The sequence below is a fragment of the Idiomarina piscisalsi genome, from assembly GCF_002211765.1.
In the GTDB taxonomy this organism is placed as follows: Bacteria; Pseudomonadota; Gammaproteobacteria; order Enterobacterales; family Alteromonadaceae; genus Idiomarina; species Idiomarina piscisalsi_A.
Window position 1 is genome coordinate 683990 of record NZ_CP022133.1, and the last position, 25635, is coordinate 709624.

General features: G+C 48.4%; 19 protein-coding genes. 11 read left to right on the forward strand and 8 right to left on the reverse strand.

Annotation, left to right across the window (positions count from 1 at the left end):
- The first annotated feature begins 3 nt into the window (after positions 1 to 3).
- Entirely contained in the window at positions 4 to 351 is a 348-nt protein-coding gene (locus CEW91_RS03215; protein ID WP_232507018.1) for a hypothetical protein, read from the forward strand.
- 67 nt (positions 352 to 418) lie between these two features.
- Here the strand turns inward: CEW91_RS03215 and putA are convergent, their stop codons facing one another.
- Positions 419 to 3586 carry a bifunctional proline dehydrogenase/L-glutamate gamma-semialdehyde dehydrogenase PutA gene (gene putA, locus CEW91_RS03220; RefSeq protein WP_088767652.1) on the reverse strand — a complete coding sequence of 1056 codons (3168 nt, stop codon included), beginning with the start codon at positions 3584 to 3586 and terminating at the stop codon, positions 419 to 421.
- A gap of 226 nt (positions 3587 to 3812) precedes the next feature.
- Here putA and CEW91_RS03225 point away from each other — a divergent pair, with 226 nt between their 5' ends.
- Together CEW91_RS03225 and glnE are read left to right on the forward strand one after the other, a co-directional pair.
- Positions 3813 to 5312, forward strand: a complete 1500-nt coding sequence (locus tag CEW91_RS03225; RefSeq protein WP_088769343.1) for a CYTH domain-containing protein — start codon at positions 3813 to 3815, stop codon at positions 5310 to 5312.
- Positions 5312 to 8176, forward strand: a complete 2865-nt coding sequence (glnE, locus tag CEW91_RS03230) for a bifunctional [glutamate--ammonia ligase]-adenylyl-L-tyrosine phosphorylase/[glutamate--ammonia-ligase] adenylyltransferase (RefSeq protein WP_088767653.1) — start codon at positions 5312 to 5314, stop codon at positions 8174 to 8176. Before CEW91_RS03225 ends, glnE begins: the two co-directional genes overlap by 1 nt.
- Here the strand turns inward: glnE and lpxL are convergent.
- Both lpxL and tolC read right to left on the reverse strand, forming a co-directional pair.
- Positions 8160 to 9086 (reverse strand): LpxL/LpxP family Kdo(2)-lipid IV(A) lauroyl/palmitoleoyl acyltransferase, encoded by a 927-nt coding sequence (gene lpxL, locus CEW91_RS03235; protein WP_088767654.1) that lies wholly within the window; start codon positions 9084 to 9086, stop codon positions 8160 to 8162. The two genes, glnE and lpxL, sit on opposite strands and share 17 nt — an antisense overlap.
- Positions 9087 to 9186: 100 nt before the next feature.
- On the reverse strand, positions 9187 to 10551 hold the full coding sequence (gene tolC / locus CEW91_RS03240) for an outer membrane channel protein TolC (RefSeq protein WP_088767655.1): 1365 nt from the start codon (positions 10549 to 10551) through the stop codon (positions 9187 to 9189).
- A gap of 221 nt (positions 10552 to 10772) precedes the next feature.
- Between tolC and CEW91_RS03245 the strand changes: the two genes are divergently transcribed.
- The 6 genes from CEW91_RS03245 (at position 10773) to rraB (ending at position 17207) form a co-directional block, all read left to right on the forward strand.
- The gene (locus tag CEW91_RS03245; RefSeq protein ID WP_088767656.1) at positions 10773 to 11390 is read left to right on the forward strand and encodes an NUDIX domain-containing protein; all 618 of its coding nucleotides are present in this window, start codon (positions 10773 to 10775) and stop codon (positions 11388 to 11390) included.
- An 8-nt stretch (positions 11391 to 11398) separates the two neighbouring features.
- Positions 11399 to 11866 carry a DUF1249 domain-containing protein gene (locus CEW91_RS03250; protein ID WP_088767657.1) on the forward strand — a complete coding sequence of 156 codons (468 nt, stop codon included), beginning with the start codon at positions 11399 to 11401 and terminating at the stop codon, positions 11864 to 11866.
- A gap of 65 nt (positions 11867 to 11931) precedes the next feature.
- Complete coding sequence (gene parE, locus CEW91_RS03255; protein ID WP_088767658.1) at positions 11932 to 13824, forward strand: DNA topoisomerase IV subunit B; 1893 nt, start codon at positions 11932 to 11934, stop codon at positions 13822 to 13824.
- 24 nt (positions 13825 to 13848) lie between these two features.
- A complete protein-coding gene (gene parC / locus CEW91_RS03260) occupies positions 13849 to 16086 on the forward strand; it encodes a DNA topoisomerase IV subunit A (RefSeq protein WP_088767659.1) in 2238 nt (745 codons plus the stop codon).
- A gap of 15 nt (positions 16087 to 16101) precedes the next feature.
- A complete protein-coding gene (locus CEW91_RS03265) occupies positions 16102 to 16827 on the forward strand; it encodes a 1-acylglycerol-3-phosphate O-acyltransferase (RefSeq protein ID WP_088767660.1) in 726 nt (241 codons plus the stop codon).
- Complete coding sequence (gene rraB / locus CEW91_RS03270) at positions 16824 to 17207, forward strand: ribonuclease E inhibitor RraB (RefSeq protein ID WP_088767661.1); 384 nt, start codon at positions 16824 to 16826, stop codon at positions 17205 to 17207. The genes CEW91_RS03265 and rraB overlap by 4 nt, the downstream gene beginning before the upstream one ends.
- 20 nt (positions 17208 to 17227) lie before the next feature.
- On the opposite strand, the gene CEW91_RS03275 is transcribed toward rraB, so the two are convergent.
- The 4 genes from CEW91_RS03275 to pepA all read right to left on the reverse strand — a co-directional run bounded on the left by CEW91_RS03275 (position 17228) and on the right by pepA (position 22593).
- Complete coding sequence (locus tag CEW91_RS03275; RefSeq protein ID WP_088767662.1) at positions 17228 to 17665, reverse strand: hemerythrin domain-containing protein; 438 nt, start codon at positions 17663 to 17665, stop codon at positions 17228 to 17230.
- 114 nt (positions 17666 to 17779) lie between these two features.
- Entirely contained in the window at positions 17780 to 20629 is a 2850-nt protein-coding gene (locus CEW91_RS03280) for a valine--tRNA ligase (protein ID WP_088767663.1), read from the reverse strand.
- A 7-nt stretch (positions 20630 to 20636) separates the two neighbouring features.
- A complete protein-coding gene (locus tag CEW91_RS03285) occupies positions 20637 to 21086 on the reverse strand; it encodes a DNA polymerase III subunit chi (protein WP_088767664.1) in 450 nt (149 codons plus the stop codon).
- A 1-nt stretch (position 21087) separates the two neighbouring features.
- On the reverse strand, positions 21088 to 22593 hold the full coding sequence (gene pepA / locus CEW91_RS03290; protein ID WP_088767665.1) for a leucyl aminopeptidase: 1506 nt from the start codon (positions 22591 to 22593) through the stop codon (positions 21088 to 21090).
- 135 nt (positions 22594 to 22728) lie between these two features.
- On the opposite strand from pepA, the gene lptF reads away from it, so the two are divergent.
- On the forward strand, positions 22729 to 23835 hold the full coding sequence (gene lptF, locus CEW91_RS03295; protein ID WP_088767666.1) for an LPS export ABC transporter permease LptF: 1107 nt from the start codon (positions 22729 to 22731) through the stop codon (positions 23833 to 23835).
- Between the two features lie 2 nt (positions 23836 to 23837).
- Positions 23838 to 24908 (forward strand): LPS export ABC transporter permease LptG, encoded by a 1071-nt coding sequence (gene lptG, locus CEW91_RS03300; RefSeq protein WP_088767667.1) that lies wholly within the window; start codon positions 23838 to 23840, stop codon positions 24906 to 24908.
- A gap of 20 nt (positions 24909 to 24928) precedes the next feature.
- On the opposite strand, the gene CEW91_RS03305 is transcribed toward lptG, so the two are convergent.
- On the reverse strand, positions 24929 to 25438 hold the full coding sequence (locus tag CEW91_RS03305; protein WP_088767668.1) for an RDD family protein: 510 nt from the start codon (positions 25436 to 25438) through the stop codon (positions 24929 to 24931).
- Positions 25439 to 25635 lie beyond the last annotated feature (197 nt).

Genomic DNA, 25635 nt, shown 5'->3' on the forward strand with positions numbered 1-25635 from the left:
TTTTTGGCACTGTGGATGGCCATTTATATTGGTGGCGTGGTGCCGATATGGGTTATTGCGGTTGGCGCCTTACTGACGATGGCGTTAATGGCGGCGATAGTGATTAAGTTTCGACCAAAGCAGTTGGCTGCTAGCTGGAATGGCAAGCAGCTTGAAGAAAGACGTTTAATTTTACCGCCGAGAACTCATATCCTCAGTAAACCACCAAAGCTGCTTCGCTATGAAGAGGACATTGCAGCGTTACAGTTCCGAGATGAGTCAAATCAGTTGCATGAAATCTACGTTGTCTTCGATAACGATTTAGAAACAACATTGAAAGATACCGACGTCGAAACGGTTGATAAGCGATAAACAGAAAAAAACGCCGCACACTCTATAAAGTGGCGGCGTTTTTGCTATGCCAATACAGGCTAGCGTTTTAGTCGTCGAGTGATAACAGGGTAGCGTTACCACCAACCGCTGTAATATTGTCACTGCGCGTCTTTTCAGTGATAAAGCGAGTAAGGTAGTGAGGACCACCGGCTTTCGGCCCTGTACCAGACATACCGCGACCACCGAATGGTTGCACACCAACAATAGCACCAATTTGGTTACGGTTAATGTACACATTACCCACATCAATTTTGCTGGCAACATCATAGGCGAAGGTTTCGTTACGGCTGTGAATACCGAAGGTTAAACCAAAGCCGGTGTTATTGATGCTCTCAATAACCTCTTCAATGTTGTCGGTTGAGTAGCGAATAACGTGCAGAATTGGACCGAAGTTTTCTTTAACCAACTGACTAATACTGTCAATTTCGATAGCCGTTGGCGCAACAAAAGTACCGCCCATGGTGTAGTCCGGCATTGGCGCACGGGCAATTAAACGACCCGCTTGCTGAATGTCGGTAATGTGTTGTTCAAGGTTTGTCTTGGCAATGCCGTCAATCACTGGACCAACATCGGTTTCATGCAGTAGCGGGTCACCGACTTGCAATTCTTCCATGGCACCACGTAGCAGGTCGATAACACGGTCAGCCACGTCTTCCTGAACGAACAAGACACGAAGTGCAGAACAGCGCTGACCGGCACTTTGGAACGCACTGGCAACAACGTCAGTGACAACCTGCTCAGGCAGCGCCGTTGAGTCGACCATCATGGCGTTTTGGCCACCGGTTTCGGCAACCAACGGCACGATAGGTCCTGTTCGAGCCGCAAGCGCACGGTTAATGGCTTGTGCTGTGTAAGTAGAGCCAGTAAAACAGACACCGCCAATATCTTCTTGTGATGTCAGGTAACTACCAACTTCCGCACCGCTGCCCGGCATGTAATGCAAGACATTACCCGGAATACCCGCTTCTAGTGCAAGTTGCACTGCGCGGTAAGCGATAAGCCCAGTTTGCTCAGCCGGTTTGGCGATAACCGAGTTGCCGGTTACTAATGCGGCGGCAACTTGGCCAACGAAAATAGCCAATGGGAAGTTCCAGGGGCTAATGCAGATGAATGTACCGCGTCCTTCAACGAATAGCTCATTGTCTTCGCCTGTTGGCCCCGGCAACTGAATCGGTGAGCCCATTAGCTCGCGCGCTTGGTTAGCGTAGTAGCGACAGAAGTCGACGGCTTCACGTACCTCATCAATACCATCCTGCAAGCCTTTACCCGCTTCAACAGAGCATAAAGCAATCAGTTCATTGCGGTTGGCTTCCATTAGGTCAGCGAACTTCTCAAGGCACTTAGCCCGCTCTTCAGTTGGCACGTCACGCCACTGCTTGTAAGCTTTGTTGGCGCTGTTAAGTGCCTGCTCTGCAAGCTTCTTGTCACCCCAGTAAATACTACCGACCTGTTTTGCGGTTTCCTGTGGGCTGGTAATGCTGACATGGTGATCAGTTTCAACGGTCTTGCCATCGACAATAGGACCGCCTTGCCATTGTTTGTCACGATATTGCTGAACTGCTGCAATAAAGTCATCTGCTTGTGAGTGAATATTCATATTCAATCCTAATGAATTTGTGCGATCCCCATAAATTTGAGGAGGAAGTGGAATCTTGCTATTAGCGTACTTTTCATAACCCGATGCGGTTTTCATCGGGTGCTCGACCAGATCATTAACCGGCGTGTCGGCGTCTAATAGCTTATGAACGAATGACGAGTTGGCACCATTTTCCAATAAACGGCGAACTAAGTACGGTAACAAGTCTCTGTGTGGACCCACTGGTGCATAGATGCGTACGACCATGCCCGGATTTTGTTCCATAAGCGTGTCGTAAAGACTGTCGCCCATACCGTGCAAGCGCTGATACTCAATACGGCGCTTGTGAGTTTCGTTCATGTGTTGGATGCTCATAATGGTTTGCGCATTGTGCGTCGCAAACTGCGGATAAATCGCGCTGTCTGTGTCATCACTTAATAAATAGCGAGCGCAGGCAAGATAAGAAATATCACTGTGCGATTTGCGCGTAAACACCGGGTATCCGGTTAAACCATTTTCCTGAGTCCACTTAATTTCGTTATCCCAGTAGGCGCCTTTCACCAGGCGTACCGGAATTTCGTCACCACACTCTTTAGCTAATGCGGTAATCCAGCAGAGCGTTGGTAGAGCACGCTTTGAGTACGCTTGAACAACCAGACCAAAACGTGGCCAGCCTTTGCAAACACCACTGCGATACACTTTTTCAAACAGCTCCAACGACAGCTCATGACGGTCAGCTTCTTCGGCATCGATAGTGACACCGACGTCCGCCTCTTTGGCCAGTTTGACCAGCTCTGTTAGAGTCGTTGCCAATTCCGTCAACACACGTTCGTGGTTAGACGCTTCATAACGCGGATGCAATGCGGACAACTTAATCGAAATCGTTGGCCTTGGTGCATCCGGGTTATTAAAGTTCTCTTTGGTGATTGTCTTGATCGAGTTGACGTATTGCTGCTTGTAGTAGTTCGCGTCTTTAGACGTGAGTGCCGCCTCACCTAACATGTCGTAGGCGTGGGTATAGCCTTTGTCGCGGTTGTCGCGGCTTTCCTTCAGCGCTTCCTCAATCGTACGCCCTAATACGAACTGTTTACCCATAATCTGCATGGCGGTATAAGTCGCCTTGCGAATGACCGGTTTGCCCATTTTACGAACCAAGCGTCTGAACGCACCGCGAGGTGTTTCCATTGCTTGACCGGTAGGGTTAGTGACGCTGTTCGTCAGCGCTAAAGCCCAAGTGCCCGTATTGACTAGCCATGAAGCGCTTTGCCCCATGTGTTTCTGCCAGTCACCACCAGACAGTTTATCCTGGATAAGTGCATCGGCAGTGTAGCCATCGGGAATTCTCAGCAAGGCCTCGGCGAGACACATGAGGATAATGCCCTCTTTCGTGTCTAAGCTGTACTCTTGCAGGAAAGCATCGACAACACCGTTGTCGGCTTGTTCTCGAACTTGCTCAACTAATTTAGCTGCGCGTTCGGTTACTGCGCTAACCGTTTCTTCATCGGCAGGAACAAGCGGCAATAACTCGCGCATATATTGATCTTCATCGACAATATAGTTGTCGGTTATCGCTTGTTGCAGAGACTTCAAGTCTTCTGCCTGATGCTGTTTGGATAGCACCTCACTCGCTTTGAACATAGCATCTCCTGTATAGCCAGGCCGAAGCTCGGCGTGCTTCCCCAACGTCGGGAATCGGCGCAAGTATAAGCTTATTTTTGCGCGGGTAAAGACCCTAAAAAAGGTCTGTCGTCACGTTGCTATTTTTTCGGGATACTGTCAAGCCAACAAAATACCTATGTTTGTTGACCCTAAGCCGCCAAGCCAGTACCTTTACTTTAACTTTCACCTGCTTCGGAATGCGTCAATGTCACAAGAACTTGAGTTAAAACTACTGATTGCTCCTGAAAAACGAGACCAAGCACTAAAAGTGTGCCAATCACTGGCGGATGCCCGCTCAGGAAACACGCAAAAAACACAGTTAGAACTCAGAAACAGTTATTTCGACACATCCGATTTGCGTTTGCGTCAGTTTGATATGGGATTACGCATACGCAGCCATAAAGATCAAAAAGAACAAACGATTAAGTTGGCAGGTCGGGTTATGGGCGGCATGCACCAACGGCCGGAGTACAATGTCAATGTTGAGAGCGAAAAGCCCGATTTAACACTGTTTGATAGTGAGATTTGGCCCGACGACTTTCCGGTTTATGACATTCAGCGTGACTTACAAACCATTTTCGTTACCGACTTTACCCGTACCCGCTGGCGACTACCCAGCGGTGATGGCGTTATTGAGATGGTGCTGGATGAAGGACACATTCAGGCCGGGGAGCGTTCAGAAACGCTTTCTGAAATTGAATTAGAACTGCAGGGCGGTTCGATAGATGATGCGTATCATTTAGCGCATCAGTTGGTGACTAAAGTGGAAGCGAAAGTGGGCTCGCTGAGTAAAGCGGCCCGTGGCTATATGCTGGCGGGAAAGAGTCTGCTAGAGCCGTTTACGCAGATGCATTACGTCCCTTTGGAAAATGACTTCACCATCGGTCAGGCATTATACCGAGCGGTTGAGTATGGATTAAGGCACTGGCAACACAATGAGTCCTGTTTGCTTTTTAACCCGAGCGTTCGCGCCGTTCAGGGCCTTGCTGATGGTATTCAATTAGTGCGAGTTGCGCTGGAGCAATTGATTGAACTGGGTGTTGGCGAGCGTCAACTGTTAACTAATTTGGCTAAAATCACCGAGCAGTTACAGTGGCTGAGAAACTTTGAAGGGCTTGATGAGCTAACGGCAGAAGATGGAGCCTACCATAAAGCCTTAAAGCGTTATGAAAAGCTGTATGAAAGCTTGCAGAACAGCCAGGAAGACGTGATTCGATTGACTGAAGTGGCAGACGTTGTGGCGTCGACTCGCTATCAGCAAACTGTATTAAAATTGTCTCAGTTTTTAATCGAAAACGAAATGACCGAAGAGCTGTCGCAGCCGGTAACGCCATGGTGCAGTCAGTTGCTCAAAAGTGACTGGCAACTGGTTCAGACCGCATTTTCTGAACATGAGCGGTTGAACGAAGAAGGTTATTTAAAGCTTTTGAAGCCACTACAGAACAGCTTGCTCATGGGGACGTGTTTTGGTGAGTTGTTTGACGATGACCTACGTGAAAAATTCCGTTTACCCTGGCAGGATTTAGCGCGAGGCATTCGGGAAATTACCGCGCTGCATATTTTGCACGAGCGCATCAAAGAGCGTGACGACGATGATCTTGAGCGTTTGCTGGAATGGCAAAAAGTGCAGCGAGAGTCCTTATTAAAGGCGCTGGAGTATTCAAGAAAGGCAGCGTTAAAGCGTGATCCGTACTGGTTTGCCTAATGCTTATACTGAATGACTACTTAGAAAAACACAGTGAATCGGCGTGGGAGCGATTTATTGAGGTCAACAATGTTTCGATAACGGAACCTCAGCAGCAGCTTTTGCGCTCGCTCTTCGCAGTAAGCCCTTTTATTGCAAGGGTCGCAGAACGTTACCCTACCCAATTACTGACGGACTTTTTTGCTTCAGACAATGATATAAGCCTGGATAGCTCAGATACCTATGAAAGCAGCCTCAGAAGATTGCTTGAGGAGTGTAAAGACGACCGCCGAGCCAAATACAAACTGCGTGAATACCGGCATTGCATTATGGCGAAATTGGCGGCCGCTGATATTTTGGGTCAGCTCTCGCTTTCTGAGGCACTTGAACACTTCAGCGTGTTTGCTGATGCGGCTATTCAAGAAAGCTTGCAATGGGCTTTTAAACGATTACAAGAGAAACACGGCACACCAATAGGCAGTAACGGCGAGACCATGCCAATGCTGGTTATTGGTATGGGTAAGTTAGGTGGTAAAGAGCTTAACTTCTCGTCGGACATTGATCTTATTTTTGCGTACCCCGAGCAAGGCGAGACTCAAGGACCTGGACGGAACTTAGAGCATAGCGTGTTTTATAAACGACTGGCACAGTTGCTGATTGCGCTGCTTGACGAAACCACTGCCGATGGGCAGGTGTTTCGGGTGGATATGCGCTTGCGTCCATTCGGCCAGTCGGGGCCGCTGGTTACCAGTATGAATGCGCTGGAGCATTATTATCAGGAGCAGGGACGCGACTGGGAGCGCTATGCAATGGTAAAAGCCCGCCTGATTGGAGCCAGCGATTCGGACGAGAAAGCGTTCTATGATTTGATACGCCCGTTTGTTTATCGTCGCTACATTGATTTTAGCGCCATAGAAGCGCTGCGCAAAATGAAGCTCCTGATTACTCAGGAGACACGGCGACGGGGAGTAAAAAATAATATCAAGCTTGGTGCCGGAGGTATTCGGGAAGTCGAGTTTATAGTGCAGGCGCACCAACTGATTCGTGGGGGGCAGGAAAAGAGTCTACAAACACGCTCTTTGTATACAGCAGTTAATGGCTTGATTGAATTAGAGCTGATTGACAAGGAGCGGGCTGACATGCTGATGCGAAACTATGAGTTTCTGCGCACCATAGAGCATCGATTACAGCAAATCGATGATGCACAGACTCAGCAACTGCCAGACGATGAGCTTGGGCAGGAGCGTTTACGCTGTATGCTGGGCGAAGATGACTGGGCGCCCGTTCAACAGCGTGTTGACGACTGCATGGCGAGCATTCACGAGGAGTTTCAACAAGTCGTTGGTGAGCAGTCAGAAGAAGACGAAGAAGAGCAGTCGTTGCAAGTGCTGTGGCAGGATATGCTGGACGATGATGCGGCGATTGAGATTCTGGAAGCGGAAGGGGTTGATGAGCCGGAGAGCTTATGGCGCTTGATTCATAATTTCAGGCAGGAAAGTCGTCGCCGAAGTTCAGGCCCCAGAGGGCGAGCGGCGATGGCAAGGCTAATGCCGATGATGCTTCGTCACGCTGTGCAGCACCAACATCCTGAGCGCCTGCTTGAGCGGCTGCTGTCTATTATTAAGGCCATAATGAGTCGCACTGCCTACATAGAGCTGTTGGCAGAAAACCCTGGGGCACGGGCGCAGCTTTGTAAGTTATGTATGGCCAGCCCCTGGATTTCCAATCAGCTGGCACAACACCCTTTGTTACTCGATGAGCTCATCGATCCGCAGCAACTTTATACGTTGCCGGAGTCGAAAAACTATGATGCGTTGCTTCGTGAGTACTTAGTTCGTATTCCTGAGCAGGATCTGGAAACGCAAATGGATGCGCTAAGACAGGCAAAACAGGCTTTGCAGTTAAAAATTGCAGCGGCTGATATTAGTAACGTGCTTGAACTCATGAATGTCAGTGATCACTTAAGCGCGCTGGCAGAAGCGATTATTAACGAGGTGATAGGGCTGGCTTGGCATCAGTTGACTCAGAAGCATGGTAAACCTGAAGGAACCAGCGTCGATAATACCGGCTTTGGAGTTATGGCTTACGGCAAGCTTGGTGGCGAAGAGCTCGGCTATGGCTCTGATCTCGATTTGGTGTTTGTTACAGATTCTAACTACGAAGGCTTAACTGACGGCAATAAACCGATTGAGGTTCAGCAGTTTTATTTGCGCTTGGCGCAGCGGGTGTTGCACTTGTTTACGACCCGAACCGTCGCTGGGGTGTTATACGATGTTGACTTACGCCTGCGTCCGTCGGGTCAATCCGGACTGTTGGTCACGCGAGTAAACTCTTATGCTAAGTATCTGCATGACGATGCATGGACCTGGGAGCTGCAGGCGTTAGTACGGGCGCGTCCTGTGTACGGTAGCAGGGGAATAAGAGATACTTTAGCGGATGTACGTCGAGCTGCCTTGATGCAGCCACGCGAAGACGCGCAGCTGAAAAAAGAGATTGTCTCCATGCGGCAAAAAATGAAACATCATTTGTCGGTAAGCCGAACGAACGCTTTTGACTTAAAACAAGATGATGGTGGCATTGCCGATATTGAATTTATTACCCAATATTTGGTGCTCAAATACGCTCATACGCACCCAAGTTTATGCCGCTATAGCGATAACATTCGGCTGTTAATAGAAGCTCAGCAAGAGCACCTGCTGGATGACGTTGATGCTCAGAACCTAGTGAATGCATTTCAGATTTTTCGTTGTGAGAGTCACGCACTGGCGCTTCAGGGGGAACAGCTGTTAGAGAAGCACAATTTAGACGCTGAACGCCAAGCGGTTATTCATTGCTGGAACAAACTGCTTGGCGAGGCGGACTCTGGGTCTACTGATAATAGCTAGGCATATCGGGGTCAGGCCGCGTTTTAAACCGGCGGTGAACCCAGAGGTATTGCTCGGGCGCTTTTTTCACAGCGTCTTCGACCAGGGTGTTGACGTAGCGAGCGTCCGCTTTGTCATCGCCTGTCGGGAAGTTTTGAAGCTCGGGTTCGTAATATAAGTCATAGCCCGTGCCGTCTTTGCGGCGAATACAGCGAGAAACCACTATTTTACAATTGGGGGCATTTGCGAACAGCATGGTGCCAGTAGTGGTTGAAGCGTCAGGAACCTCGAAGAACTTAACGAACTCAGTACGACGGCGGCCGTAATCCTGATCAGGTAAGTAGCCGGCGATATCGCCTTTAGACAGAGCTTTAAGCATGCCTTTAACGTCTTTCCGCTGAATCATGTACTTGTTTGAGCGGGCTCGTCCACGAGTTTGTAGAAACTCCATTACCGCATTGTTATGTGGCCGGTATAAGCCAACTGCCGGCTCAACGAAGCCATGCAAGCGCGCATGCACTTCCAGACTTAGGAAGTGAAACAACAGTAATAATACGCCGCTGCCGTCTTCCTGCGCCTTACGTAAGTTTTCCTCACCGTGAATATGCAGTTTGCGACGAATACGCCAGTCCGGCCACCACCACGCCATGCCGACTTCAAAGTAGGCAATGCCGGTGTTTTTCATGTTCTCGGTGACCAGTTCTTCAATGCTGTCGTCGCTGTATTCGGGAAAGCACAGCTTTAAGTTGGTGCGCGCTATATTGACACGGCGGGGCATGACCTTTTTAAACAGCAAGCCAAGCCCACGCCCCATGGCCAGCTGCATACGATAGGGAAGCCAAGACACGGTATAAAGAATGAGAACGCCGAGCCAGGTAAGCCAGAACTTAGGGTGTAAAAAATAGAATTTAAATGTCGGTTGTTCGATCACAACAGGAACCGTTGTTGCTTATTAGATTGTTGCGGATAGTAACATAGAATTAAGGGAGGCAGGCACCACTAACGGGACGTGGTGCCTGTGGTCAGCGGAGTTAGTCCGCTGCAGTTCCTTCAACGTCCTCTGACAGACTGCTGTTAATTGCCAATAGGTCGTTTTCCTGAAGCTGACCTGCGGCCTGTTCTAAACGCAGCATTTGACGAATATAGCCATAGCGAGCTTCTGATAAGTTACGTTTAGCGTTGTAAAGGTTTTGAGTACTGTTTAGGACGTCGACAATAGTCCGGGTACCTACCTCAAAACCGGCTTCGGTTGCTTTCAATGCGCTTTCTGCTGAAACGACAGATTGCTGAAACGCATTAATGCTGGCAATTGACGCTGATACTTCGTAGTAAGCGTTACGCACTTCACGCTCGATTTGGCGACGTGTCTGAACCATTTGCTGGCTAGTTGCAACGTAGTTGTCACGCGCTTGAGAAACTTCAGCTGAGGTGCGGAAGCCTGAGAAAATAGGTACGCTGACGTTTAGACCAATTGAACGGCTATCAAGACGGCCCGTATCTGGGGATGGCTCACCTTGTATTGTTCTATCGGTATCATTGGTTGAATAGTTCGCTGATAATGACACAGTCGGGTAGTGACCCGCTTGCTGAAGCTTAATTTGCTGTTCAGCAATCTCAACCTGCACCATGCTCTCTAATAAGCTTAGATTACTATTTTCCGCTTTCTTTACCCATTTCATGACATCTTCCGGTGCAGGGTCACTGGGCGAAAAGGTTTCGGTGTCTAATGCGGCCAGCGTCTGTGGGTATTGCCCAGTGATTTCACGAATGCTTTCGTAAGCAATTTCTACGGCATTACGAGCCTGAATTTCACGGGCGACGGCGCTGTCATATTGTGCTTGTGCTTCGTGCACGTCAGTAATGGCGGTTAACCCAACAGAGAAACGTTGTTTGGTTTGCTCAAGCTGACGTTTAATGGCTTTTTTCTCGGCTTCAGCAAATGACAGGTCGTCTTTTGCCTGAAGCGCCTGGAAGTAAGCATTGACGACTCGAAGCATTAACTCTTGTTGCGCGTTGTTATAGGAAATTTCGGCTTGATACGCTTGCTTTTCCGCGATGTCCGCATTTTTCCAAACGCTCCAGTCAAAAAGACTTTGATTCAGAGAAACGCCTGCTTGCCAACCATCCGTGTCGATATCGTATGAACCGATGCCTGGTTGAAACGACTCTGAACTGCTATCACTGTAGCCAGCTTGACCGGTCACTTGTGGTAAGAAACCGGACTTAGCAATATCAACGCCCTTTTGAATGGCGTTGCGCTCGGCGGCGGCTCTTAATAAGGTCGGATCGTTATCAACCGCTAAGCGGTAAATCTGAGCTAAATCTTCGGCATTTGACGTAAAAGAGACTGTAGTTAATGCAATTCCTACAGCCGCTGACAAGAGGTGCTTTTTCATGGTAGTCAGTGTCCCGTTACTTGACATGCAATAGTCTTAAAATGATTGCGCGTTAGTTTACATACAGTGTTGAATGATTACCAGTGTAATTGATTCACGCTGATAATTTAAGCAAAACATGGTTTCAGAATCTGCTCAAGTGTAACAGAATGTTTGCTGTATAGTAGATCAGAAAGCAGGCTTTACTCTCATATCAAAAAAAGTTGAAGCGAGAAGGTGAAATGGCGTCAAGATTGACTCGAAAAGATGTTGAACTCGATAAAAAACAGCCGCTTTATGAAGGCTTTTTGTCGGTTTATAAATACAAACTCAAACACCGTTTGTTTCAAGGCGGCTGGAGTCAGCCTATTGAGCGTGAATTGATGGAGCGTGGCCACGCTGTCGTGGTGATACCTTATGACCCTGTTCGCGACGAGTTAGTCGTGCTGGAACAATTTCGGGTAGGTGCATTAGATGACCCCAACGGGCCTTGGCTATTTGAATTTGTCGCAGGCATGTTTGACGCTGATGAAAGTGCTGAAGAGGTCGCAACAAGAGAATTAAAAGAAGAAGCAGGCCTGGAAGCCAAACAGTTGATTTACGCAACCAGCTACTACTCGAGCCCGGGCGGAACCGATGAGAAACTGACAATTTATATTGCGGAAGTCGACACGAGTTTAGCGGCTGATTTTGGCGGTCTTCCTGAAGAAGATGAAGACATTAAAGTGCATGTATTACCGCGTAAAGATGCTATTGGTATGTTAGAGCGTGAGGAAATTAATAATGCCGCCAGTGTAATTGGGTTACAATGGTTGCTATTGCATCGAGATAGTGTGTTTAGAAATAAGCTGAGCTTGTAAGGGGTGATATGCAGCAGCGTTACGTTGTCGACGTGGCAGAGTTACACAGGTTGAATGAGCTGAACTATGCCGCTTTGTTACCTTTTGTGCCGGATGAAGATGACTCGACTCAAGCTGAGGTCATTATTCAAGCCGGCGAAGGCTTGGTGTTTGTGGTAAAACGTGTCGACAATTCGCGTTACACAACGGATATTTCGATTGAGCAACTAAAGCCTAGCTGGGCGGATTATTTGCGCGCCAAAATGACGGTGCGCCTATACCATGACGTGCGTATGGCGGAAGTCTTAAAAACGCAGGGTATTACAAAGCTAGCAGTGCATTATCGTCAGCCGAATAAAGACATGCGACACCGCGATGAAAAGTACCAAGCTAATCAATTTTTGTCGGACTGGTTGCAACTGTGTCGTAAGCAAGGTCGAATCCAACCAGAGCTGAGCGAGTCAGTGCAGAAATTTATGCCTTACTACTTCAAATAGACGACGGTTAGCGGTAAATTGTCAGTCAACTTTGCGGAGCGAGCTACAACAAAAAACAGGGACTCATGACAGACTACAAATCCGATTCTATAGAGGTGCTGAATGGCCTGGAGCCGGTTCAGCGCCGCCCCGGTATGTACACCGATACCACACGGCCCAACCATTTAGGCCAGGAAGTTATTGATAACAGTGTGGATGAGGCGCTTGCCGGTCACGCTAAAAGCTTAGTGGTTATTCTACACACCGACCAATCCTTAGAAGTCATGGATGACGGTCGTGGTATGCCCGTGGATATTCACCCTGAAGAAGGGGTTCCGGGTGTCGAGCTTATTATGAGCAAATTGCATGCGGGCGGTAAGTTCTCGAATAAAAATTACCAGTTTTCTGGTGGTCTGCATGGTGTTGGTATCTCTGTTGTTAACGCGCTGTCGAAGCGTGTTGAGCTCACCATTAAGCGAGATGGCCAGGTGTATGAAATGGCCTTCGAAAATGGCGATAAAGTCTCTGAGTTAGAAGTCACCGGCACTGTTGGGAAGCGCAATACCGGAACCAAAGTCCATTTTTGGCCAGACGCCCAGTATTTTGATTCCTCAAAGTTTTCTGTTACCAAGTTGAAGCACCTGCTCCGGGCGAAAGCGGTGCTGTGTCCCGGGTTAAGCATTACCTTCAAAAATAAGGTCGATGACACCGAAGAAACTTGGTTTTACGAGGACGGCCTGACCGATTACCTGATTGAAGCGGTAAAAGAGGTTCCTACTTTACCGGAAGACCCATTTAATGGCTCTTTTAGCTCGCAAACCGAAGGGGTTGAATGGGCGGTAACCTGGTTACCGGAAGGTGGTGAGGGCCTATCTGAGAGTTATGTAAACCTGATTCCAACGCCATTAGGTGGTACGCATGTTAACGGCTTGCGACAAGGTCTGTTAGAGGCTATGCGTGAGTTTTGTGAGTTCCGCAATCTACTACCGCGAGGTGTGAAGCTGACACCTGATGATGTGTGGGAACGCTGCTCCTATATTTTGTCGACTAAGATGCAAGATCCGCAGTTTGCCGGGCAAACCAAAGAGCGTTTGTCGTCGAGACAATCTGCCAGCTTTGTTTCCGGCGTCGTCAAAGACGCATTCAGCTTATGGTTGAATGAGCACACCGAACAAGCTGAATTATTGGCTGATGTTTGTATCAGTAACGCTCAGCGTCGTTTACGAGCAAGCAAAAAAGTTGTTCGTAAGAAAGTCACTCAGGGGCCTGCGTTACCGGGTAAGTTAACCGACTGCTCTAGTCAGGATCCATCCAATAGCGAATTGTTTTTGGTTGAGGGTGACTCGGCCGGTGGTTCAGCGAAACAGGCGCGCGATCGAGAGTTTCAGGCCGTCATGCCACTGCGCGGAAAAATTTTGAATACCTGGGAAGTGGATCCGGAGCAAATTCTGGGATCACAGGAAATCCATGATATATCCGTTGCTGTCGGCGTCGACCCAAACAGTGTTGATTTGGATAAACTGCGTTACGGTAAAGTTTGTATTCTTGCGGATGCCGACTCTGATGGGCTTCACATTGCGACTCTGCTGTGTGCGCTGTTTGTGAAACACTTCCGGCCGCTGGTTGAGAATGGCCATATTTTTGTTGCCATGCCGCCGCTTTATCGAATCGATGTCGGCAAAGAGGTGTTTTACGCCCTTGATGAAGACGAAAAGCAGGGCATTTTGGATCGTATTGAAGCCGAGAAGAAAAAAGGCAAAATCAATGTTCAACGTTTCAAAGGCTTGGGCGAGATGAATCCATTGACGCTTCGTGAAACGACGATGGACCCGAATACACGTCGATTGGTGCAGCTGACAATAGATGACGCTGAAATGATGGAAGAGCTGATGGACATGTTGCTGGCGAAGAAACGTGCGAGTGATCGCCGTACTTGGCTGGAAAGCAAAGGCAACATGGCCGACTTGGCTGAACTGTAGGCTGCTAAGCAAGGAGAAGTGAGAATGTCGACGGAGATTACCGAAACACGCCCCCTCAGCCGCTTTACTGAAGAGGCCTACTTAAATTACTCCATGTACGTCATTATGGACCGGGCATTGCCACATATTGGTGATGGTTTAAAACCGGTTCAGCGACGTATTGTTTATGCGATGTCAGAGCTGGGCTTATCGGCTTTAGCGAAATATAAAAAGTCCGCCCGTACAGTGGGTGATGTGCTGGGTAAGTTTCACCCTCACGGTGACAGCGCGTGTTACGAAGCGATGGTGCTCATGGCGCAGCCATTTTCGTACCGACATCCGCTAGTGGATGGGCAGGGTAACTGGGGCTCTCCCGATGACCCTAAGTCGTTTGCGGCGATGCGTTATACCGAAGCGAGACTGTCTAAGTTTAGTGAAGTTCTGTTGAGTGAGTTAGGACAGGGCACCGCTGACTGGATACCGAACTTTGATGGCACCATGAAGGAGCCGAAAGTTCTACCGGCGCGACTTCCCCATATTTTACTGAACGGCGTGACAGGCATTGCGGTCGGTATGGCGACGGATATCCCGCCACATAATGCTCGCGAAGTAGCCAACGCTTGTGCCATGTTACTGGAAAAGCCAAGTAGCACACTTGAAGACATCATGGATGTGCTAAAAGGGCCAGACTACCCGACCGACGCAGAAGTCATTACGCCTGCCGAAGACATTAAGAAAATGTACGAAACCGGTCGCGGTAGTATAAAAATGCGGGCGTCTTATGAAGTAGACGACGGTGAAATTGTGGTTACTGCGCTACCACATCAGGCTTCCGGCGCAAAAGTGCTGGAGCAAATTGCTCAACAAATGCAGGCGAAGAAGTTACCGTTGGTGTCTGATTTGCGTGATGAGTCGGATCATGAAAACCCGACACGCTTAGTGATTGTTCCCCGCTCCAATCGCGTTGACACGGAACAACTGATGAATCACTTGTTTGCCACCACTGACTTAGAAAAACAATACCGTGTTAACTTGAATATTCTGGGGCTGGACGGCCGTCCGCAAGTTAAGCCGTTGGTGGGGCTTTTAAAAGAATGGCTCGAGTTCCGTCAGCAGACGGTCACCCGCCGCTTGCAATACCGTTTAGATAAAGTATTGGCACGTCTTCATATTTTGGAAGGCTTGCTCATTGCGTATCTAAACTTAGACGAAGTTATTGAAATTATCCGTACGGAAGACAAGCCGAAAGAGGTTCTGATGTCGCGCTTCGCGCTGTCAGACAAGCAGGCCGAAGCCATTCTTGAGCTAAAATTACGCCACTTAGCGAAGCTGGAAGAGCAGAAGCTGAAAGGTGAACAAGACGAACTGAGCAAGGAACGTGAGCAACTTGAGAAAATTTTGGGCTCAGACCGTCGCCTGAAAACGTTAATTCGCAAGGAACTGCTTGCCGATGCCGACACGTATGGTGATGAACGTCGCTCGCCGTTGGTTGAGCGTAACGAAGCAAAAGCATTAAGTGAGCGAGATCTCACGCCGGCAGAGGCAGTTACCGTTGTACTGTCTAAGAAAGGCTGGGTGCGTAGCGCGAAAGGCCATGATATTGACGGTGAGAAGCTGAGTTATAAATCGGGTGACAGTTTCCTTGGGTCAGCCGAGGGTAAAAGCAACCAACCAGTTGTATTTATTGATAGCTCAGGCCGAAGCTTTTCGTGTGAAGCGCACTTGTTGCCATCGGCGAGAAGCCAGGGTGAGCCACTAACCGGGCGCTTCAGTCTGGTGTCAGGTGAAACGGTAGAGCATGTACTGATGGGGAAAGACGACAGCTGTCTGCTGCTTGCATCGGATGCGGGTTACGGTTTTGTCTGCCAGTTTAGTGATTTAGTCAGTCGTAACAAAAATGGCAAGGCGATTATTACCTTACCAACCGGTTCAAAAATACTCTCGCCCACAGCGGTGAACAGCATTGAAAATGACCGTGTTATCGCTGTATCAAATGAAGGTCGTATGTTGGTTTTCCCGGTAGCGGATTTACCGCAGCTCAGTAAAGGGAAAGGGAACAAAATTATTAATATCCCAGCGTTAAGAGCACAGTCGCGGGAAGAGTATGTGGTGGCCCTGGCGACAGCCGCACCGGACAAAGCAGTAACGCTAATGGCAGGAAAGCGCAAACTAACCTTGAAGCCGGCCGATCTTGAACACTATCTGGGCGAGCGAGGGCGCCGGGGTAACAAACTGCCCAGAGGCCTTCAGCGAGTCGACGATATTGTCGTTGAAGATGAGTAAGGCTGGGGATTTGTTATGTTAGCGGTACTGAGGTGGTTGTTTTTAGGTGGATTTATCGTTGTTTTTGGTGTCGTTGGCTGTCTGTTTTGTATTATTCGGCCTTTTCACCGAAACAACACCTATCGGTTCGCCCATATCTTTGGTTGGGCGACTCGAGTGCTTGGGTTGAAAATTGAAGTAACTCGGCACCCCGATATTGAACACGGTGGCCCCTATGTTTTTGTCTGTAACCACCAGAACAGCTGGGAAATCTTCACGATTGCGGCGATGCTGCCAAAAAATACGGTCACTTTGGGTAAGAAAAGTCTGCGTTGGATACCGTTTTTTGGCTGGTTGTACTGGTTGGCCGGTAATATTTTGATTGACCGTAAAAACGCGGGTAAAGCACACGGTACAATTGCTCAAACAGCGAACGCGATAAATCAGCGAGATATCTCGGTATGGATGTTTCCGGAAGGCACACGAAGCTATGGCAGAGGACTATTGCCGTTTAAAAATGGTGCTTTCCATACAGCGTTTCGTGCTCAAGTCGATATTGTTCCTGTTTGCGTGTCAGAGCTGCATGGTAAAATTAAAATGAACCGTTGGAACAATGGTGTATTAAAAGTCGCCTTTCTTGAGCCTATTCGCATCGCAAACTACCAGAAAGAGAACTTGCGCGACTTAAGCCGCCACTGCCATGACATTATGGACAGCAAAATTAATCAGTTAAATGAACAAGTGAAGAAGGAAAGCGAATGAGCCAGTCTCTGAATGAGCTACTTGAGCAAAGCGAACAAACGATTAACGCACTCATCAGTGACGGTGCTGAGCCTGACGTTCTTTATGAGATTGAACACCACCTTGCTTCTACAGACTTTACCAAGCTAGAGAAGGCCGCAGTGGAGTTGGTGAAGCTGGGATATCATGTGGATGATGCCGATGAGTTTGACGACGAACAGGGTAAGCGCTGGTTTGCGTTCATCGCTGCGACGGATGCTGAACTCGATAATAATGTGTTAGCGCGTCAGGTAAGAGAAATTGCGGATGTTGCTGACGAGTGTGACGTTGAGTATGACGGCTGGGGTACCATGCTGGATGACGATGAACTGGATGACGAATACGATGATGGAGAGGAGTGATCCTCTCCACCGTCAATTTGTTACAGCCCTTTTTCTTTCATCATTTCTCGATACTCTTTACCTAAAGACTGCTTTTCAGAGTCCTCTAAAACCTTTCCAGCTTTCTGGAAGAACCCTTGTTCCTCGTCTTCCAAATGATGCAGTACTTTATGCTTTAGGTTTTTAAGGTGTTGCAGCCAACCTGGAGACGACATATCCGTTTTTTCTAAGGCCTCAATAAGCTCGTCAATTTCATGGTGTTCAGCAATGCCGTGGCGAGACAACTCAATGGTCGTATCGTCTTCAATTAGCGGGTTATAAAAATAACGTTCCTCCGCAGCCGCATGCTGCTCCAACTGTACTTTTAATTGCTGGTAATACTGTTCACGCTCAGGTTCATTGCCTGACGTGTCGAGTAAAAGGTCCAATAATTGACGCTGTTTGTCATGGTCAACTCGTAACTCTTCAAAAATAGTCATGGCTTTCTCCCTTGCGATCGATATAACCGTTGCTACGAACTTATGACAAAATTAGATTACGCGCATACAAAAACGCCCAGCTTAATAGCCGGGCGTTTGATTATCGTCAACGCGTTAAAGTGCGCTTATTTTTTCCTGTTGCTCTTTCAGCTGGCTTAGCGTTGCCTCAGCTTCAGTAAGCTTTTCACGCTCTTTTGCTATAACAGCTTCAGGCGCTTTACTCACAAAGTTTTCGTTGCTGAGTTTACCATTAAGGCGCTGCCATTCTTTTTCAGCCTTTTCAATAGCCTTCTGCAAGCGCTGTAACTCGGCGTCCTTGTCGATTAAACCAGCCATTGGAATGTGCAACTTCAAGCTATCAACCAGTGCCGTCATGCTGGCAGGTGCGCCATCATCGCTGTCAATAAACTCAATAGATTCAAGCTTGGCCAAACTGCTCAGGAAGCTCTCATTATTCTCGATACGCCCCCTGGCCATCGTATCCGCGTTCGACAGCAGTAATGGTAATGGCTTATTCGGCGATAAGTCCATTTCACCACGAATGTTACGAACAGCCAGAATGACACGTTTCAACCACTCCATATCAAGCATGGCTTGCTCATTAACCGAGCTTTGTACTTGCGGGAACGGTTGCAGCATAATGGTATCGCCTTCCACGCCTACTAATGGCTTAACACGTTGCCAAATCGTCTCGGTTATGTACGGCATAATAGGGTGCAGTAACCGAAGCAACTGTTCAAGAATGCTAACCAGCGTATGTCGAGTTCCTCGTTGCTGAACGTCGGTGCCGTTGTGCAGTACTGGTTTTGTCAGCTCCAAATACCAGTCGCAGAACTGGTTCCAGGTAAACTCATAAGCAATGGCCGCGGCCTGGTCAAAACGGTAACTATCGAGCGCTTGTCGGAACTCTTTCACGGTGTTGTTAAAGCGGGCAATAATCCATTCATCTGCCAGAGACAGTGTCATGTCATCACCGCTCTGACCACAGTCGTGCTCTTCGGTATTCATAAGCACAAAACGGCTGGCGTTCCAAAGCTTGTTGCAGAAGTTGCGATAGCCTTCCAGGCGTTTCATGTCCCAGTTGATATCACGACCCGTTGAGGCCAGTGCCGTCAACGTAAAGCGCAGCGCGTCGGTACCGTGTGCTGTAATGCCTTCCGGGAATTCAGCGCGAGTACGTTTTTCAATTTTTTCGCGCATTTTCGGTTGCATCATATTAGCGGTGCGCTTGGCGACTAGTTCGTCAGCGCTAATACCGTCAATCATGTCCAGAGGATCCAGTACGTTCCCCTTGGACTTAGACATTTTCTGACCTTCTTCGTCACGAATAAGGCCAGTAACATACACCTTCTTGAAAGGTACCTGAGGTTTGCCCTCATCGTCCTTCATAAAGTGCATGGTCATCATGATCATGCGTGCAACCCAGAAGAAAATAATATCAAAACCCGTCACCAATACATCGGTAGGGTGGAAGGTTTTTAAATCGTCAGTATTTTTCGGCCAGCCCAATGTCGAGAAGGTCCACAATGCTGACGAGAACCAGGTGTCCAAAACGTCTTCGTCTTGCTGAAGCTTTGTGTCACCTAAGTTATGTTTCTTGCGGACTTCGTCTTCGGAGCGACCAACGTAAACATTACCTTTGTCGTCGTACCACGCAGGAATACGGTGTCCCCACCAGAGCTGACGTGAAATACACCAGTCCTGAATGTCACGCATCCAGCTGAAATACATGTTTTCGTATTGTTTTGGAACAAATTCGATACGACCGTCTTCTACGGCTTCGGTCGCTTGTTTCGCTAATGGCTCTACACGAACATACCATTGGTCAGTTAGGTGAGGTTCAATAGGCACACCGCCACGGTCGCCGTAAGGAACTTTGTTGGTGTGCTTTTCAATCTTTTCCAGCAGTCCCAGTTCTTCGAACTCGGCAATCAGTTGCTTACGCGCTTCAAAACGTTCTTTTCCGGCGTATTGGCTTGGTAATGTTCCGTCAAAACCGTCAAGTTCTTCCATGGCTTCGCCGGTACTGGTGTATAAGCCTGCTTTTGCCATGACATGTGCGGTGTCATCAAAAATAGAGATCATGCCGGTTTGGTGGCGTTTACCAATCTCGTAATCGTTAAAGTCATGCGCTGGCGTTACTTTCACGCAACCAGTACCAAACTCACTATCTACATGGTGATCGGCCACGATAGGAATTCGGCGGTTTACGATAGGCAGGTTAATGTGCTTTCCGACTAAATGTCCGAAGCGCTCATCGTCTGGGTGTACGGCAACGCAAACATCGCCCAACATGGTTTCCGGGCGCGTGGTCGCAACAACAAGGTGGTCTTTGCCGTCTTCTGTCGTAGCGTCATCAGCGAGCGGATAGCGTAAGTACCAGATGGAGCCCTGTTGTTCTTTGTTTTCGACTTCCAAATCTGAAATCGCGGTTTGCAATGCCGGATCCCAATTCACCAGGCGCTTGCCTCGATAAATTAAGTTTTCTTCATGCAGTTTTACAAACACTTCGCGAACCGCGTCAGACAATCCTTCGTCCATGGTAAAACGCTCGCGGTCCCAGTCTACCGAGTCGCCCAGGCGACGCATTTGCTGAGTAATGGTACCGCCGGACTGATACTTCCATTCCCAAATTTTGTCAATGAAGGCGTCACGCCCTAGCTCTTGGCGCGTTTGGTTTTGAGCGGCCAACTGACGCTCCACGACCATTTGTGTTGCAATGCCGGCGTGGTCTGAGCCCACCTGCCAGAGAGTGTTTTTACCATCCATACGCTGATAGCGAATGAGCGTATCCATAATGGTGTGCTGGAAAGCGTGCCCCATGTGCAGACTGCCCGTGACATTGGGCGGCGGAATCATAATGGAGTAAGAGTCGCCTTGACCGCTCGGTTTAAAGTACCCTTTTTCTTCCCATTGTTGGTAAAGGTTTTGCTCTATGTCTGCAGGGGAATATGTTTTATCCATAATGACCTTACTTCTGTTCGGATATCAGGGGGACGGTGTGCATTTGGCAACCGCGAGCCCGGTAATGTTTGTAACGTTCTCTGGCAACTGCTTTTCCTTCATCTGAAGCAGGCACAATGTCATACAGTTGCTGACTTTGTTGTGCCTGTACAGGCACTTCATTGGCTAAGTTGAATAGCGCGTAGCCCGGTCGTGTTGATCCAGGCTCGGTCTGCGGCCAGCCAATTTCTACCGGTGAGCCGGTCGCGGCGCCTTCTCCTACTAAATTATGCGGAATAAAGGCATCCGCTGGCCGTTGCCATAATAGCTCATCTAACGCTTCAGCCTGAGCCTGGTTTTGAGCCCAGACCCGCAGTCGTTTATGTTTTCTGTAAAGTTCAGCGATCTTATCGCAAATTAACGCAGTTTGCTCATCCTCTGACGCTTCCGGCATCATAAAAAACGTAGCTGAGGGCATATTATTCGACCGCCTCGCTCGAGCATCGGTTAATTAAGAACTGGGTCAATAACGGCACCGGGCGCCCGGTAGAACCTTTTTCTTTGCCGCCTTGCCAAGCTGTGCCGGCGATATCCATGTGCGCCCAGTTGTACTTTTTGGTGAAACGAGACAAGAAGCAGGCCGCTGTTATTGTGCCGGCCTCACGACCACCAATGTTGGCCATATCAGCAAATGGACTGTCCAGCATCGGCTGATATTCGTCCCATAACGGCATCCGCCAGGCTTTATCGCCACTTTGCTGGGCGGCATTCAGAATTTCGTGAGCAAGCGGGTTGTGTTGACTCAGTACCGCTGAAGCGTGACTTCCCAGAGCAATAACGCAGGCACCGGTGAGTGTCGCCAAATCAATAACTGAGTCGGGCTCGAAACGCTCTACGTAGGTGAGTGTATCGCATAGTACCAGACGACCTTCTGCGTCAGTATTCAGGACTTCTACCGTTTGCCCACTCATGGTGGTTAGAATGTCACCCGGGCGATACGCTTTGCCGTCGGGCATATTTTCACAGCCGGCGACAGCACCAATGACATTGACTGGAAGTTGCAATTCAGCCAGTGCCTGCATCGCGCCTAATACACCGGCGGCACCGCCCATGTCGTACTTCATCTCATCCATATTGGCGGACGGTTTTATTGAAATACCACCGGAGTCAAACGTTAGACCTTTACCGACCAATACGATTGGAGCTTGATCATCGGGAGCGCCTTTATAATGCATTAATGTGAGCACTGATTCATGCTCTGAGCCTCTGCCAACCGCTAAGTAGGCGTTCATGCCCAGCTTTTCCATCTCAGCTTCTTCAACCGTTGTGACGCTTAAATTATCGTAGTTTTCGGCCATTGTTTTGGCTTGCTCAGCGAGGTAGCGGGGCGTGCAAATGTTCGGTGGCATGTTAGCAACGTTACGGCAAACGTCCATACCCGTAGAGACGGCCAGACCATGCTGCACGGCTTGCTCACCTAACGTGAGTTCTTTTCGGCTGGGCACATTAAAGACTAACTTGCGCAGCGGACGGCGCGGCTCTTCTTTCTTACTTTTTAATTCATTGAAGTTATATAAGGCTCCACGTGCTGCTTCCACAGCTTGCCTGACTTTCCAGTAGGTATCGCGACCTTTTACGTGCAGTTCACTTAAAAAGCATACGGCTTCCATGGAGCCGGTTTCGTTTAATGTATTTATGGTACGCGCGATAATTTGACGATACTGTCGCTCGTCGAGCTCGCGTTCTTTACCACAGCCAACCAGCAGTACTCGCTCAGCTAAAATATTGGGAACATGATGCAATAACAGAACTTGCCCTGATTTCCCCTCTAAGTCACCGCGGCGCAATAAGTTGCTTAAATAGCCATCACTGACCTTGTCCAGCTGTTCTGCTACACCCGATAACCGACGGGGTTCAAAGACACCTACGACAATACACGCAGAACGTTGTTTTTCCGGATTACCACTTTTGACGCTGAACTCCATGACAGTGCTCCTGTTTCAGGTGGCTTTAATGCCTGCTATAGTTTAGCTCTTTAGACATTTTGTTGTTAAAATAACAATTTTACTTAAAAATCGCAGCTATTCCAGTAAAAACCTAAGTTACATGAGTGAACATTAGTGCGCATATTTCGGTATTTAATCAGTGAAACACTAAAATCACAGCTTGCTGTGCTTTTTATTCTGATGGCTATATTCGTCAGTCAGAAATTTGTACGTGTGTTGTCCGATGCCTCTGAGGGCGATATTCCCGGCAGCGTCATTTTTCAATTGTTGTCGCTGAATTTACCAGCCTTACTGGCGCTAATTCTTCCCTTAAGCTTGTTCTTGGGCATTTTGCTGGCTCATGGACGCATATACGCTGACAATGAAATGACAATCTTACATGCTTGTGGTGTCAGCGAATGGTACGTGACCCGGGTGACATTGGTTCTATCGCTGATTCTGGCGTTGGTGACCGGCGCATTGACGTTATGGCTAGTGCCGTGGGCATTAGAACAGGAACAACAAGTGGAAGAAAAAGCCCGTTCGGAGAGTGGCTTGACGGCGCTAATGCCGGGACGCTTTCAACAGGCGAGTAACCAAAAAGCGGTTATTTTCGTGCAAGATGTTGACGAAGAAGGCCGGCTTCAGGAAATTTTTGTTGCTCAACATAGCCACGAGGGTGATGAGTTACGCTCAGGCAGTGTCGTGATGGCTAAAACGGGAAATGTGATCAGTGAAGACAGCGGCTCTCAATGGCTAGAATTGGGTGAGGGACATCGTTACTCCGGCGATCAGAGTAGCTATCAGACCATGACTTTTGATAACTATCGCTTGCAAATAAAAGAGCAGGAAACGGATAGTCAGGCCCGAAAACTAGAGAACTACTCAACACTGGAGTTATTGGAAACGCAGGGCAACGCGGCCGTAGCAGAGTTCCAATGGCGTATTGCTATTCCTTTGGCAATGCCGTTATTAACGTTAATTGCGGTGCCACTTAGTCGCGTAAACCCAAGGCAGGGCAAGTTTGCGCGAATGGCCCCGGCTTTCTTGATTTACCTTGGTTACTTTCTGGTGCTAATGGCCGCGAAAGCGGCAGTAAGAGATGGTGTCATTCCCTCGATGATAGGACTTTGGTGGATTCATCTCATTTTGTTGATTTTTGGCTTCATTCTAATTGGCAAAGGTCGGCCGTTGGGCTTAAAACTCTTGTCACGTTTTAGTATCCGGAATAAGCGAGGTTAACCATGTTGAGCATTCTGGATAAGTACATTGGCCTGACAGTATTAAAAACTTCATTAATGAGTCTTGCTGTTCTGACAGGACTGTCTGCACTGATAAGGTTTGTGGAGCAGTTAAAGGCAGTAGGGCGGGGCAGTTACGATACTCTCGATGCGGCATTATTCGTGTTTTATAGTCTACCTCGTGACGTCGAGTTGTTTTTTCCTATGGCCGCGTTGCTTGGCGGGCTAATTGGTGTTGGTTTGTTGGCCAGCAACTCTGAATTAGTGGTGATGTTAGCGGCTGGCCGCTCCCGACTCAATATCATAGCGGCGGTAATGAAAGTCGCCATTATTATGATGGTCGCTGTCATGGCTATTGGTGAATGGGTGGCTCCTCCTATGGAATCGACAGGCCGGGCAATTCGTTCGCAGGAGATTTCCGGAGGCAGTCTAATTTCAGCTCAGCAAGGTGTCTGGGCAAAAGATGGCTCGGATTTTATCAATATCGGTGAAGTTGAGGATACGGGGCGCCTTAATAACGTTATTATTTATGACTTTGACGAAAGCCGTGAATTGCAGAAAGCGACCTATGCGCAAACCGCTCTGTTTATAAATGGTGCCTGGCGTATGCAAGATGTAGTGATTACCGAGCTGGGTGAAAGTCGAGTCAATTCTACCAGAAAAAGCAGTGTTCAATGGCAGTCAACGTTAACACCCGATAAATTAGGTGTGGTTACCATAAAGCCTGAGTCGCTCTCGGTTTCCGGATTATTAGATTATTTGAACTATCTGGAATTAAATCAGCAGTCTGCAAAACGTTATGAGCTTGCCTTATGGCGTAAACTGCTAGCCCCGGTAACCGTTGCTGTCATGCTGCTGGTTGCGCTTTCGTTTATCTTTGGACCACTCCGCTCAACTACCATGGGAGCCCGGATTTTACTAGGGGTTATTACTGGTTTTGGCTTCCACGTTAGTAATGAGATATTTGGTCCGCTAGCGCAGGTTTACCAAATACCGGCATTTCTTGGGGCATTGCTACCGAGTATTGTATTTGCCGGCTTAGCCGTTTACTTCATGCAGAAAAAAGCGGGATAAAGCATATACTGGAACGAGGATCAGAGCTCGTTCCAGTAAAATAATTGATTCGCTTCTTTTGATAAAGTCACTACCTCTGTGCCTGCAGCATAGTCATGCCAGGCTCGGCGATTTTTAAAGTCGACCAAAACCCACACATTCCCCAACCCCGCACAGCAAGTCAGTAGCCGAATAATGGTCTGCTTTAAAGTTAAGCGGCTGCCATCGCGGTTTTGTAATTTAAGACGCCAGGCTCTCATCCCAATGGTTTGGCCTGAGCGTTTCCAGAACCAACCAAAGAAGATAGTTAATACACTGATTAAGTAAATGCTGTACCAAGGTCCCTGAGCAAGCCATCCGGCATGATCCAGTCCTTCTGTCAGCTGAATCCAACCTAACGCGGTTAAGGCTGCGGCAAAGCCTAACGCCAACGCTGACGCGAGCATGATAATAGCGACAGCCACCAAAAAATCGTATACCCAGGCTGCTAAGCGACGGAGGAAACCTGCGCTTGGAAAACTGGCGTGTAATTCTTGAGCGTTTGATGTCATTGTGTAAGTGTTCACTGTTTTTAATGGGTACTATACTAACACGGTAGATGGCGAGTGACATTAAGGGCCGTTTCAACGCAATGTGGTTAATGAATCATCAGTCAGAAGGGAGAAAGGCACTTTTCGATAATTTTCGCTTGATTAGCTAAGTATCGCGGGTATAATCCCGACCCGTTACCTTCCTTGGTAACTCACCC